Annotated in this window: 11 protein-coding genes and 1 pseudogene; 4 read left to right on the top strand and 8 right to left on the bottom strand. The window is 72.3% G+C overall.

Annotated elements, in window-relative coordinates; genetic code table 11:
• Positions 1 to 183: 183 nt before the first annotated feature.
• Positions 184 to 999: pseudogene (locus tag NBZ83_RS33300) on the top strand (D-alanyl-D-alanine carboxypeptidase family protein); the annotation flags it as partial.
• Positions 1,000 to 1,457: 458 nt separating this feature from the next.
• Here NBZ83_RS33300 and NBZ83_RS33305 read toward each other — a convergent pair.
• The 3 genes from NBZ83_RS33305 to NBZ83_RS10205 all read right to left on the bottom strand — a co-directional run bounded on the left by NBZ83_RS33305 (position 1,458) and on the right by NBZ83_RS10205 (position 4,827).
• Entirely contained in the window at positions 1,458 to 2,825 is a 1,368-nt protein-coding gene (locus NBZ83_RS33305; RefSeq protein ID WP_261574834.1) for a YihY/virulence factor BrkB family protein, read from the bottom strand.
• A gap of 30 nt (positions 2,826 to 2,855) precedes the next feature.
• A complete protein-coding gene (locus tag NBZ83_RS10200; protein ID WP_261574835.1) occupies positions 2,856 to 3,623 on the bottom strand; it encodes a 2'-5' RNA ligase family protein in 768 nt (255 codons plus the stop codon).
• A gap of 307 nt (positions 3,624 to 3,930) precedes the next feature.
• A complete protein-coding gene (locus tag NBZ83_RS10205) occupies positions 3,931 to 4,827 on the bottom strand; it encodes a serine hydrolase domain-containing protein (RefSeq protein ID WP_261574836.1) in 897 nt (298 codons plus the stop codon).
• A 157-nt stretch (positions 4,828 to 4,984) separates the two neighbouring features.
• Here NBZ83_RS10205 and NBZ83_RS10210 point away from each other — a divergent pair, with 157 nt between their 5' ends.
• Positions 4,985 to 6,310: an NAD(P)/FAD-dependent oxidoreductase gene (locus NBZ83_RS10210; RefSeq protein WP_261574837.1), complete on the top strand. Its 1,326-nt coding sequence runs from the start codon at positions 4,985 to 4,987 to the stop codon at positions 6,308 to 6,310.
• Between the two features lie 19 nt (positions 6,311 to 6,329).
• Here the strand turns inward: NBZ83_RS10210 and NBZ83_RS10215 are convergent, their stop codons facing one another.
• Positions 6,330 to 6,578, bottom strand: coding sequence for a DUF3017 domain-containing protein (locus NBZ83_RS10215; protein ID WP_261566618.1), 249 nt, complete (start codon positions 6,576 to 6,578; stop codon positions 6,330 to 6,332).
• 1,163 nt (positions 6,579 to 7,741) lie between these two features.
• On the opposite strand from NBZ83_RS10215, the gene NBZ83_RS10220 reads away from it, so the two are divergent.
• Entirely contained in the window at positions 7,742 to 8,377 is a 636-nt protein-coding gene (locus tag NBZ83_RS10220) for an FHA domain-containing protein (protein ID WP_261566619.1), read from the top strand.
• A gap of 190 nt (positions 8,378 to 8,567) precedes the next feature.
• On the top strand, positions 8,568 to 8,894 hold the full coding sequence (locus NBZ83_RS10225) for a hypothetical protein (RefSeq protein WP_261566620.1): 327 nt from the start codon (positions 8,568 to 8,570) through the stop codon (positions 8,892 to 8,894).
• Positions 8,895 to 9,236: 342 nt separating this feature from the next.
• Here the strand turns inward: NBZ83_RS10225 and purH are convergent, their stop codons facing one another.
• The 4 genes from purH to NBZ83_RS10245 form a co-directional block, all read right to left on the bottom strand.
• Positions 9,237 to 10,883 (bottom strand): bifunctional phosphoribosylaminoimidazolecarboxamide formyltransferase/IMP cyclohydrolase, encoded by a 1,647-nt coding sequence (gene purH, locus NBZ83_RS10230; RefSeq protein ID WP_261566621.1) that lies wholly within the window; start codon positions 10,881 to 10,883, stop codon positions 9,237 to 9,239.
• Positions 10,880 to 11,545, bottom strand: a complete 666-nt coding sequence (purN, locus tag NBZ83_RS10235; RefSeq protein ID WP_261574838.1) for a phosphoribosylglycinamide formyltransferase — start codon at positions 11,543 to 11,545, stop codon at positions 10,880 to 10,882. Before purN ends, purH begins: the two co-directional genes overlap by 4 nt.
• A gap of 235 nt (positions 11,546 to 11,780) precedes the next feature.
• Complete coding sequence (locus NBZ83_RS10240) at positions 11,781 to 12,326, bottom strand: helix-turn-helix domain-containing protein (protein ID WP_261566623.1); 546 nt, start codon at positions 12,324 to 12,326, stop codon at positions 11,781 to 11,783.
• Positions 12,327 to 12,422: 96 nt separating this feature from the next.
• On the bottom strand, positions 12,423 to 13,459 hold a 1,037-nt coding region (locus NBZ83_RS10245), incomplete at its 5' end, for a cell division protein PerM (RefSeq protein ID WP_261574839.1).

Here is a 13,459-nt window from a genome sequence, read left to right on the forward strand (position 1 = left end):
GTTCGGTAGGTGCGTGCCGGCCGGTCGTGTCGCTCCCGTCCAACCCTGCCAGCGGAGTTCGGGACCGCCTGCCAGCTACGCACAGCCGCCGTGCAGGAGGCGGCGCCACCCCTCGGCGGCAGTAGGTCCGCGCACCGCATCCATCCGCGGGCTCGACGGACCCTGATTCTCACCGTCACCGCCATGGGGCTGCTGTTCGCTCCCGCGGCGTGGTTCGCTCCGGCCCTGGCCGTTACCACGGCCGCCACGCCAGCGGCTCCCGATGCGGGTGGCCAGGCCATCGGGAGTGCTCAGGCCGGTGCCGGCGCTGTCGGCGGCGCGGAAGCAGGCGGCCAGTCGGGCCCGGCGGCCGCGCCCGCTCCGGCGCCCGGAGGCTCCCCAGCCCCCCCGGCACCTGCGGGGCTGACCGCGCAGGCCTGGCTGGTCGCGGACGCCGGCAGCGGCGCCATCCTCGCCGCCTCCCGCCCGCACGCACAAGATCTTCCGGCCAGCACCATGAAGATCCTCACCGCGTTGACCGTGCTCCCCGGCCTGCCGCCGGACCGGGTCATCACCATCGGCGATAATCCGCCCCGCGTGGACGGCACCAAGGTCGGCCTGGTGCCCGGCGTCGCCTACACCGTTCGGGACCTGGCAACCGCCATGATGATCTCCAGTGGCAACGACGCGACGGTAGCCCTCGTCGAAGCCAGCGGCGGCGCCGCGGCGGTCCTGCCCCGGATGAACGCCCTGGCCAAGTCGCTGGGTGCGCGCGAAACCGTCGCGGGCGATCCGACCGGACTGGACAGTCCTGGGCAGGTCACCAGTGTGTACGACCTGGCCGTGCTCGGCCGCGCCGCACTCAACGACCCCAGCGTGCGGGGATACCTCACCATCCCGCGGGCATCCCTCGCCGGGCGCGGCGACCAGCGCTTCGAGATCCAGAATCACAACTCGCTGCTTCGCACCTACGACGGCGCCATCGGGGTGAAGAACGGATACACGGTTGCGGCCGGCGCGACGTTCGTCGGGGCCGCCACCCGCGGCGGTCGGACGGTCATCGTCGCGTTGCTGCGCGCGGCCCCCGCCTACGGCGCCGACGCCCGTGCCCTGCTCGACTGGGGATTCGCGCACGCCGGCCAGATGACGCCGATCGGCTACCTGCCGAACCCCGCCAGGGCCGCGACCCGGCCCACCGCCGCCGCGGCCGCCACACAGGCAGTCGCCAGGCCCGCCGCAGCGCCTGGCCACCGGGCGCACCACGCCGGCGGGCTCACCACCGGCATCGGCCCGATGACCTGGAGCGCACTCGGGTTCACCGCGGGCGCCTGCATCGTGACCGCCCTCATGCGGCGCGCGGCCCGCCGGCATCGCCGACGCCCTGGGCTCGGCCAGACGGTGGGGGAAACCTCGCCGGCTGGGCCGCCGACCCGCGCCGTGCGTCGGCTCAGCGCACGGTCACGCCGGCTCGTACCCCCTCAGCCCGCCCCGCCGGAGGTCTCCGACGGGTGGCGCCGACGCAGCAATGCCCGCAGCCTGGCGGCCAGCGTCGCCTCCGAACTGGTGGTCACGGACCCGACGCAGACGTCGACAGGCCCGGTCCGGCTACCGGGCACCGTCGACTGGACCGGCTCGAGAGGCGTCGAGTCCGGCCCTGACCCGTTCAGCCCTGACCCGTTCGGACCTGACCCGTTCGGACCTGACGCCTTCGACGGCGACAGGTTCGGCCCGGACGAGTTCGACGTCGCGGAGCGAGATGAGGACGTCGCGGAGCGGGACGAGTCCGACGCGAGCCGTTTCGCCGACGACGGGTCCGACCGGAGCGGGTCCGACGTGGCAGTGTCCCGGTCGGATGGGGAGCCGACGCCGTGGGAGTCGGCGGGCCGTGAGGCGTCCCGGTTCGGCGACGCATTCGGCCGCTGAGCCTCGCGGGAGGGGGCCGTACCGGAGGGGTGGACGTCCGAGTCGTAGGGCGCGGTCACCGTCCAGGCGGCGACGAACAGCGTCCACCGCATCACAATGTTGATCCAGATGAGCAGTCCGACGATGACCGCGAACGTGCCGTAGACCGGGTTGCCCGTGGTCTGGCCGACCAGCCAGGTCCCCACGACCTTGAGGGTCTCGAGCCCGACAGCGCCGAGGACTGCGCCGCGCACCGACCGGCTCCGGTCGGTCTGCTGCGGCAACCGCCAGAACAGGTAGAGAAAGACCGCGGTGTCGATCCCGAGGGCGACGAGCAGGGCGAGGATGCCGGTGACCCAGGCGGCGGCCGTACTTCCGGACAGCCCGATCCAGTCCAGGAACGTCCCGGTCGCCGAGGTCGACAGGCTGGTGACCACGAGCGAGGTCAACAGGGTGAGTCCGAGGCCGGCAAGGACGGAGATGTCGCGCAACCGCCGCATGATGATGTTGCCGACGTCGATGTCCTGATGCCAGATCACCCGTAGCGCGTCACGCAGCGCGTCGATCCAGGCGAGGCCGGCGAGCAGCAGCCCGAGCAGACCGATGATGCCGACACCGACCTTGGCGTTCCCGATCGACGTGATGTCGAGCTTGTCCGCCAGCCCCGGCAGGTAGTCGTTGATCTGCCTGGTCAGGCTGTCCTGGACATCCGGGTAGGCGTCGACCACGAACCCGGTGACCGCAAAGGCGAGCGCGATGATCGGGAAGAAGGACAGGAAGGCGAAGTACGTCGCCGACGCCGCCAGCCGATCGCCGCCGTCCGCCGTGTACCGGGAATACGCCCGGATGATGTGGTCGAGAAACGGACGTTTCGCCCTTACCGTCCCGGCCGTGTCGGAAACGCTGCCGACTCCGACCCGAACCGCCTCACGAGGTCTTGTCACACCCGTCGATGTCCCCCCGGCGACGCCCAGTCATTCCCGTGAACCGGTACCTGCGCGCCGCCCTCCGTCGCCATTCGGTCCGGATTCGTCCCCCTGCTGACCGAAGGGGAAGAAGCGTATTTGCCGCCAGCGTAGGTCGGCCCCTCTTTCGTAGAGACCGAATCCCCGCACGTCGAACTCCGCCCGGTAGTCGGCCAGCGCCTCGTAGGCGCGGTCGAGGCCGTCCTCGGCGATGTCGTGAGCCACGGTGACATGTGGGTGGTACGGAAAGTTCAGTGGCCGTTCCAGCGGGCCGGATCGCACCGCCGCCGCCAGCGTCGCGCAGCGGGCCTCACCGGCGACAAGAGCGACGTAGATGACCGGTGAGAGTGGCCTGAATGTTCCCGAACCCCGCAAACAAATTGTAAACGGATTATTCGGACGGGCAGTATGTGCCAGATGACGCTCGATCGCCGGCAGGTCGGCCAGACTTACCGTCGTCGGCCCGAGCAGGGTGACATGCGGAATGATCAGGGTGGCGTTGGGATCCCCGAGCCGCTCACGCCAATCCTGGAGCTCGGTCCGGTAGGGCTCCGGAATGCCGATCGCCACGCCGATGTCGGCCAGGTCCGCCGCGTCGGCCGGGCCGGCCGGATCCGCCGCGCGAGCAGCGCCGACCGCGGGCGCCCCTTCGACGCACGCCCCCGGCTCGACGTCAACCCCCGGCTCGACGCCGACTCCGGGCTCGACGCCGACTCCGGGCTCGACGCCGACTCCGGGCTCGACGCCGACTCCTGGCTCGAGCGGCGTTTCAGCCATGCGCGACCGACACTGCGGCACACGCGGCGCCCGGGATGCCCCGGCCGAAGATCGTAACTCTCGGTACTCGTGGCACTCCATCACCGGGTCGGTGACCGGCCGTCGGGATCGGTGTCGCCGAGGAAAGCATGCCGACATCATGGCCCACGGACCCCGCCTGTCTCCCGCGGACCAGAAGACCGCGGCCCACGCACCCGCAGACCGGGCCAAAACAGCGACGACCGGCCAAATATCGGAGGCGGATTGCCGGAGGATCCCGACAAGTGCAACTCGGCCAGCGCCGTCCGCCCGGAGCCCCGCGGCCCGGTCACGCCCAGGGATTCACCACCTGGGGGCGGGCCTGCGTCAACACGTCATCCGACAGGGGTGGCCACAGATGCCGTGCCCAATCACCGAAGTCTCGGTCACACAGTGTGACGCATGCGAGTCGGGCGACCGGGTCCACCCAGATGAACGTGCCGGACTGGCCGAAGTGGCCGAAGGTCACCGGTGCATTCGTGCTGCCCGTCCAGTGCGGGTTCTTGCGACCGCGGATCTCACATCCCAGCCCCCAGTCGTTCGGGTCCTGGCGGCCGAAACCCGGCAGCACGCCCGCCAGCCCCGGGAAGGCAACCGACGTGGCGGTGGCGAACGTCTCGGCCGACACGAGGGTGGGAGCGAGCAGCTCGGCGGCGAAGCCACGCAGGTCGGCGAGGGTCGCTGTCACCGCAGAGGCCGCCGAGCCGGTGAGGCTGGCCCCACGCATCCCCAGCGGCTCGAAAACGGCCTCGGCGAGGTAGTCGGCGAAGGCGATCCCCGTCGCCTCGGTGACCGTCTCGGCCAATCGGTCGAAGCCGGCGTTGGAGTAGATCCGGCGGGTGCCCGGCGCGGCGAGGACCTTGTCGCCTTCGAACGCCAGCCCGGAGGCGTGGGCGAGCAGATGCGCCACGGTGGACGACTCGGGACCGGCCGGGTCGTCCAGCCCAATCGCGCCCTCCTCCACGGCGATGAGCACCGCGTATGCGCTGAGCAACTTCGACACTGAGGCGAGCCGGAAAGGATGATCATCTGACCCCGTCCGGCCGAGCTCCCGAACCACTGCGCCGGGCCTCACCCGCCCGACCTCCTCGACGCCAGCCTCGGCGGCGGGAGTGCTGTCCAGACCGAGGACCGTGACCGCCACCGTCTTGACCGGCCACCGCGAAACCTGCTCCAGTGCGTCCACGCCACGCACTGTACGAACTCTGTGCCCGGGTCCGTCGCGGACGGACCCGGACGGCCCCGGACGGACCGGACGGACCCGGCGCGCCAGCGAGCGGGCCGACAGCGGGCACCGGGGGCGCTGGCGCACCGTCACATGGTCGGCTGCGAGACTGACGGGCGTGCAGACCCCGTCCCCAGCGCCCATCCCATCCGGCCCACGCCCTATTCCGGCGGGACCAGCGAAGGACATCGACACGATCACGACGGCGACCCCGATCGTGCGCGTCGACGAGTCGGTGGATCTGCACACCCACACGATCGACATACTCGTCGTCGGCGGCGGTCCGGCCGGCTGCGCGGCGGCGCTGGCAGCCCTGCGGGAACGCCCCGACGCCAGCGTCGTCATCGCGGACGCCGCGGCGTTCCCCCGGGACAAGACGTGCGGCGACGGAATCGCCCCGCACGGACTGGACGTGCTACGCGACCTCGGCGTCACCGACGCCGTCGCCGGCTACCAGCCGGTCGACCGGATGCGGCTGCGCACGCCGGGCGGCGCCGAGGTGGCCACCCCGTCGGCCCGGGCCAGCTACGTGGTGCCCCGGGAGGTCTTCGACGCCCGTCTCATGGCCGCGGCCCAGGCCCGCGGCGCCCACCTGATACGGCGCCGGATCCGGACTCTGGAGCTCACCGACCGGCCGCGGCCCGACGGACGCGGACGCGAACCGGTGGTCGTCGTCAATGGCGCGCTGACGGCCCGGGTCGTCATCGGCGCGGACGGCGCGAACTCGGTCGTGCGACGCGGGCTGAACCTTGCGGCCAATCCGCCGGAAGCGATGGCGATCGCGGTGCGGGCGTATGCCGACCTTCCCTCCGACGGGCGTCCGGCCGAGCAGCTCATCCACATGACCGACGACGGCTGGCCGGCCTACGCGTGGTCGTTCCCGATCGGCGACGGCCGGGCGAACATCGGCTACGGCATGCTGCGCTCCCGCCTGACCGGCGGCGACGACGGGACGAGCGCGAAGACGGTCCTGCACCGCACCCTGGATCGGATGCTGCCGAACACGCCGGCGGATCCGACGACGCTGCGGGCCCACCTTCTGCCCCTGTCGACTCATCGGCCGCGCCAGCCCAACGGTCCGGTACTTCTCGTCGGCGACGCGGCCTCGCTGATCAACCCGCTGACCGGCGAGGGCATCTACTACGCGCTGCTGTCCGGTTCCCTGGCCGGACAGGCGGCGGTCGGGGTGACGAACCCCACCGGTGCCGGACGGCGGTACCGGCGCTCGCTCGATGCCGAGCTCGGCCGACACCTGCGGCACACCTCGCTGCTCGCCGGCCTCGTCGGCCGGCGCCGCACGGTGATGGACGCCGCGGTGCGGGCCGCTCGCACCCGCACCGAGCTCTACGACACCCTCGTCGAGATCGGGCTGGGCCGGGGCACCATCCCGGCCAGTTCCCTCACCCGGCTCGCCGTACGGCGCACCATGGCCGGGCGGCGCTGACCGCGGCCGTCCCCACCCGTCAAGGTCCCAGGTAGGGCACCGTCGAGGTGAGCGTGATCACCGACGCCCCGAGCAGCAACAAGATCACGGTGTCGAACACCCGCCCGCGCACGGCAAGCAGGCCGACCCGCCGCGTCGGCAGCGTGAGGCGGGCGAGTCCCGCCAGGGCCAGCACAACCCCGATCACCAGCATTCCGCGACGCCACCGGTCCTGGTAGACGAGCACAAACCCGACCGCGACGCCGACCAGTACCGACGCGAACACCATTTCGCGCCGCAGCCAGCGGACGACCCCGGACCGGCCGGCCCCGGCCGCCTGAGAGACCGCGGGCGCTCCGGGTCCAGTGGGTGTGCCGGGTCCAGTGGGTGTGCCGGGTCCAGTGGGTGTGCCGGGTCTGGGTGTACCGGGCCATGAGGCCGCGGGTGTCATCGGCGGCTCGTGGTCCGCGGGTGTGTCGGGTGGCCAGGCAGGTGCGGGCGACTCCGTCGGTTCCGGCCCGACGGCCCCCGCCGCGCGCCGGGCGGACGGCCGCCGGTCCACGGCGGGACCCCGTGCCCCGAGCCGTGGGCGCGTGTCGACCTCACGGGCCGCCCTGCGCCGCTGCTCGCCACGGGGCGGGCCACCACGAGTGGTGCGGGTGGACGCCGGGTCCGTCGGCGGCACCGGCGGCGCGAGTCGGTCATCCAGGCGGCGCAGCTCGCGGTGCTGGTCGGCGTCGCTGCGGTCGCGCTCGTCCGGGTACCACGGTTGCGGCCGGGCGCGTGCCGAGCGGTGCCCCGCCGCCGCTCCCTGCCGGCCAGGTCCTCCGCCCGAGCCGCCCCGCGCATCCCCCCGGTTCCCGGGCTCCCCGGGCTCGTCCAGGCCAGTGGCCTCATTCCAGCCCACATCGCCATTCCAGCCCACATCGCCAGGCTGGCCGGCACCGGCGGGACGACTCCGGACGTCATGCGGACGATCAGGCCCGGGCAACTCCCGCTCAGGCCACTGCGGGCGAACGGTCGCGTCCGGCTCGCCTCGGCCGACATCGGGCGGGGGCGGGTCGGAGCGGCGTGACGCGTCGGTCACCCCCACCTCCGGCGCCGGTCAGGATCGTTTCGGACGGGCCTGCCGTGCTGAGCGTGGCGATGTGCCGCCGTCGCCGACGGTCCCACCCCGCGACAGGACGGTGCAGAGCACTCATCCAACCAGTACGACCGGATCCTCAGCACACACGGTAGGCCGTGCCCGGGCCATCCACCGCCCGCTCGCCCAACTGGAGTGTCCAGATCGTCGGAAAGTCACGTGTTACTGACCCTCGACCGGGGATCACTGCCCAAAGACTTGTCCCGGCCAGACGCCGGCGGTCGCCAGTGGACCTGCCGGATGTCGGCACGGGGGACGGACGCGGGCAGGTCAGGGACAGGCATCGATGGAAGCGAGGTTTGCGAAAAGTGGACGGGCCGAGTCTGCGGATCGAGATCACCGGCGAGGTCTTCTCTCTACGCACCGAGATCACCACGGTGGGGCGGGGACCGGGCGTGGACGTGCCGCTCGCCGATTCCAGCGTCTCCCGGCTGCATGCTGAGATCGTGCGGCGGGGCCCATATCTCTACGTCTGGGATCAGGGGCTGTCCCGTAACGGCACCCGGGTCAACGGCCAGCCCGTCGGCCGGCGGATCCTCAACGACGGCGACGTCATCCGGTTCGGCGCAGCGGGTGTACGCGTCCAGGACAGGCGTCCGCTGATCGAGTTCACCATCGCGGCGGACCTCGGAACGGCGGCTCGGGACCGGACTGCCGAACTGCGCGTCCCCAACCCACCCGATCTCACCCGCCGCGAATGGGACGTGCTGCGCGCGCTGTCCCGGCCGGCCGGCGCGCCGGGTGCCTTCGTCATCCCGTCGTCCACCCGCGAGGTGGCCGAGAATCTCGTCGTCACCGAGGGCGCGGTCAAGCAGCACCTGTTGCGGCTCTACCGCAAGTTCGACATCGCGCCGGGACCCAACCGACGGGGACGGTTGGCGAACGAGGTGATGCGCCTCGGGATCGTGCGTCCGGACGCGGTGGAGTCGGCGCAGTACTCCTGACGTCCGCACTCGCGACGTCCGCGAGCAGCACGCATCGACGAGCCGACCGCTTTACCACATGCCAGAGATATACCTGCCGTCGCCCCATCCGGCCACATCGGGAACACAATGTTTAACACCCCCACCTGTGGGCGTCGCGCGCACTTAGGGCAGAATTCCGGCCGCGGTGCCCATTTGAAGGGAGTTCGACGTGGCAGAGGAATCACCTCACAGCAAGAAGCTGCAGGAACTGATGTTCAGGGCCTGGGAGACCTTCGGCGACGCCCGACATCTGGACAGCGACGACAGGGTGTTCGTCCAGGCGTTGGCGCGGCAGACGGCCGACCGGATCTCGGTGCTGTACGGCGCAAGCTGGCGTGACGCCCTGGACTGGGTGGCGCAACGCTACGTACCCAACGGCGACCAGCCGGGCGGGACGGCGGCGGCGGCGACGGGCGCGCCGGCGGCCACCACTGCGAACGGCAACGCGAGCGGCCGGCGGGGCTCGGCTGCCGCGGAGGCAAACGCCGCGTCGTGAAGCGATGGAACCCAGCGGCGCGACGCGCCGCCGGGGGGCACCACCGACGAGTCAGCCCGGGGCCGATCCGCGCCGGGAGCTGATGGCATCCGTCCGACTCGCCTGTAACGCGGGACCCTGGAGGTCTCTCACCTCCGCCGGTCGGACCAGACCCGCCACCGCCGTCCGACCGGCCGGATGGCCCGCGGCCGCAACCGCTGCCGCGGGCCGATCCCCCGTTCCCGGGCCGGCCGGCCATCGAGCCGGAGCACCCTCGGTCGATGCCTCCGGCGCGTCGGGCGCCTCGACGGTTCCACCGAGCCTGCCCGCTGGCTGCCCGTCACTGCGACCGGTGGGCCCGGATCAGTGTGCGAAGTGGCGCACCCCGCTGAAGTAGAGCGTCACGCCGGCCTCCTGGGCGGCGGCGATGACAAGTCCGTCCCGCACCGATCCGCCCGGCTCGACCACGGCCCGAACCCCGGCCTCGGCGAGAACCTCGAACCCGTCCGGAAACGGGAAGTAGGCGTCGCTGGCCGCTACCGCGCCCTTGGCCCGGTCCGCCGCCCTGGTCACCGCGAGTCGTGCCGCGTCGACCCGGTTGACCTGTCCCATCCCGACGCCCACGGTGGCGCCGTCACCGGCGAGCAGGATTGCGTTGGACTTGACCGCACGCACCGCACGCCAGGCGAAGCGCAGGTCGGCCAGTAGGGCCTCGTCCGCGGGAGACCCCGCCTCCAACGTCCACCCCGACGGCTCGTCGCCCAGCTCCTCGACCGCGTCCCGCGACTGCAGCAGCAGGCCGCCACTGACCTGCCGCAGCTCGATCCCGCGCTGATGCGCAGGCGCGGGGCACTCCAACAGCCGAATCGACGGCTTGCGGGCGAGGATCTCCACGGCGCCTGGCTCGTAGGCCGGCGCCACGACGACTTCGGTGAAAATCTCTGCGATCTGCTCCGCGAGCTCCACCGAGACCGGCCGGTTGGTGGCGATCACTCCCCCGAACGCGGAGACCGGGTCGCAGGCGTGCGCCTTGCGGTGGGCCTCGGCGATCGTCGCGCCGATTGCGATGCCACACGGGTTGGCATGCTTGATCACGGCGACCGCGGGCTCGGCGAAGTCGTACACCGCGCGGCGGGCCGCGTCGGTGTCGGTGTAGTTGTTGTACGACATCTGCTTGCCGTGCAGCTGCCGAGCCGTGGCGAGGCCCGGCTGCCCCTCGACACCTGCCTCGATGTAGAGCGCGGCCCGCTGGTGCGGGTTCTCGCCGTAGCGCAACACGTCCGAGCGGTGCCACTGCGCGGACAGGACGTCGGGCCAGCCGGTCTCCCGGGCGACCTCGTCGGGGGCGACGACCGCGGCGAACCACGAGGACACGGCGACGTCGTAGGCGGCGGTGTGGGCGAACGCCCTCGCCGCGAGGCGGCGCCGCGCCGGCAGATCGTAGCCCGAACCGCGGACCGCCTCGGCCAGCTCGGCGTACTCGCTCGGAGCGACGACCACCGCGACCGAAGCATGGTTCTTCGCCGCCGCGCGGATCATCGTCGGGCCACCGATGTCGATCTGCTCGATCGCCTCGTCCTCGCTCGCGCCGCCGGCGACCGTCGCGGCGAACGGGTAGAGGTTGACCACGACCAGATCGAACGGAGCGATGTCGAGCTCGGCCAGCACGGCCGCGTGCTCGGCGTTACGCAGGTCCGCGAGCAGACCGGCATGGACATGCGGGTGCAGCGTCTTGACCCGCCCGCCGAGCACCTCGGGGAAGCCGGTGACGGTGCTGACCGGGGTCACCGCCAGACCATGGCTGGCCAGCACGTCCGCGGTCGACCCGGTGGAGACGACCTCGACGCCCGCGGCCAGGAAGGCCGCCGCGAGTATGTCGAGCCCGCTCTTGTCATAGACACTGACGAGCGCCCGGCGCAACGGCCGGCGCCCGGTGGGGATCACCTCGGCAGACCCGGATCCCCGGGCGGTGCCGCTCGCGCCCGCCGCGTCTTCGCCCGATGACGTCATGATTCCTCCTGGACGTGAGCCTCTGTCGGTACCTGAACCTCGCACCGGCGCGCGCCAGCCGGGGGTGCGCGGTGTCCGGCCGGAACCGCCTGAGCGCTCCCCGACCGCACGATCTCGCCGATCGTCGCGACGAACAGTCCTCGTTCGACGCCCTGAATCCGGGCACGAAGGGTCTGCTCGGTGTCGTCCGGCTCGACCGACACCGGACGCTGGGCGATGATCGGCCCGGTGTCGACCCCCTCGTCGACCCAGTGCACCGTCACCCCGCTGACCTTCACCCCGGCGGCGAGCGCGTCGCGGACCGCGGCGGCACCCGGGAAGGCTGGCAACAACGAGGGATGGGTGTTGACCGTCCGAAATCGGCCGATGACCCGTCGGCCGAGGATCTTCATGTAACCCGCCAGGAGGAGCAGATCGGGCTCGAAGCCGGCGATCCGCTCGGCGGTCGCCACGTTGAATGCCTCCCGGTCAGGATGATCCTCGAGCCGGACGGTGAACACATCGATGCCGCTGGCCCGGGCTCGTCGCTCCGCCCCGGTGTCGTGGCGATCGGTGCCGACTGCCACGACGGTCGCGCCGAACTCGGGATCCGCGGTCGCGTCGAGAATCGCCTGCAGGGTGGTTCCCGCGCCCGAGGCGAGTACGACGAGGCGAGCAGACACAACACACTCCGTAACCAGAATTGGACGACCAGACGGACCCGGGCCGGACGCCCCCCGAGCGACCAGACCACCGGCGAGCCCGCGGGCGCCAGCATGACGGCCGCCGCCGCACGCTGCCCGCCACCGCCACCGCGCGACGCTTGCGTCCCGACCAGCGAAGAACGACCCATCCGACTGTACTGACTGGACCACCGTCGCCGCGCGGGACAGCCCAACGGGCACCTTGCCGCCCCGCTCACGCTGCCCGGACCCACCCGGTGACGAACTCGGCCAGCCGGGCCTCGATGGCCGTGGCGGACGGGACGTCACCCCCCGCGGTGGAGATGAGCGGCGCGGCCATGCAGAGCAGCTCCGCCAGACGGTCGTCGTCACCACCCGCGCCCGCCGCGCACGAGCAGTCCGCGGCGAGCCGGTCGCCCGGCCCGTCCGAACCCGCATCGAGCTCGCCGAAGTCGGGCCCGTCGAGCAGATCGCCGGGCCGACACAGGTACAGCTCAGCCAGCCGGGACAGCACCGTGGCCGAGGGTGCCCGGCCGCCCTTGCCCGGCCAGCTCTCCCAGTATGACCAGGTCTTACCGGTCTTGGCCGGCCCCCGCCCCGGCCATCGCTCGTTCCATCGGTGCGCCGCCTCCTCCTGCGTCCAGCCGTGGGCGAGACGGAACGCCACCAACGCCGCGAGCCGATGCCGAGCCTGGAGCTTTCGGGCGATGCGACGGTAGGACCAGCCGAGTGCCCGCAGGTGCCTGGCCTCGACTCGAATGTGGGCGACCGCGACCGGCACGACGACCTCCGTAAGGATGATCCAATGCCGGCACCCTAACCCACGCCACGGACATTTTCCGGCGGCGATCAGACCGGCCGGAGCGACCGCTGCGGCTTATTGGGGGCGCCGTGACGGTCGCGCCGAGAGACCGGAGCCGGGCAGCGGCATCCGCCGTCGCCAAAACGACGGTTCCGCGTCCTCGGCCAGGAACGGCCGCTCGGCGCGCCGGGCCGCGAGATCGATACCGCCGAGCAGCAGCAGGCCGACGGCGGCGACCTCGCCCCCGGCGAGCAGCCCGCACACCCAGCCGGCGGTCGGCCCGTAGTGGCTGTCGACCCCGCCGACCCGCCCGATCGACGCCTGGATCGCCAGCCCGGTGAGCAGACCGCACGTCACACCCGCGCCCAGCACGGTCGCGAGCCGGTCCCGCGACCGGCTCCCGGCGGTAGCCCGGTTGACCATCGCCACCAGCACGATGCCCGCGACAATCGGCACCAGGGCGAGGACGAGCCAGCCGGGCCGCGGCAGCGCATTCGGGGGCAGCGCAGCCAGCACCGGCAGGTCGGGCAGGTCCGCGGGATGGACCATGTCGACCCGGACCAGCCCGGGTCCGGTCCGGAAACCGGGGCCGAGGGCGTAGGCCAGGCCCCACAGCATCAGGTTGGGGAGCAGCGCAAGCTGCGTGGCCGCGAGCCCGATCCCGCCGAGCACCCCGACGTCGAGCGACCGCTCCGCCCCGGCCACCTCGGGCAACGTGGCGGCAAGCACCAGGGCGACACCGAAGGCGGCGATGGCGATAAGCGATGCGAACGCACCCGCCCCGCATAGCGTCGAACTCCGCAGCATCGCGGGCAGCGTTCGCCAGGCGGTCCGCAGCCGGTGCCGGCCGGCGAGGGTGCCAAGCAGCGCAGCGGGCAGACCGAGTGCGATCGTACCCAGCGCCGCGGACAGCAGGGTCGGCCGGGCCGGCCCGGAACGCACGACAAGCGCGACGAGTACGACGAACAGCGTCTGCGCGCCGACAACGCCGAGGACGTCGGCCACCACCGCCCCCCAGGGGACACCGATGGGCGCACCACGCTGGTTCCGGTTGTCGGCCCCGCCCACCGCGCCGGAGGCGGCGGCCCCGGCCGTCCGGCCCATCGCCCCTG

Origin of the sequence: Frankia gtarii, from assembly GCF_025403375.1 — a bacterium.
Lineage (GTDB): Bacteria > Actinomycetota > Actinomycetes > Frankiales > Frankiaceae > Frankia > Frankia gtarii.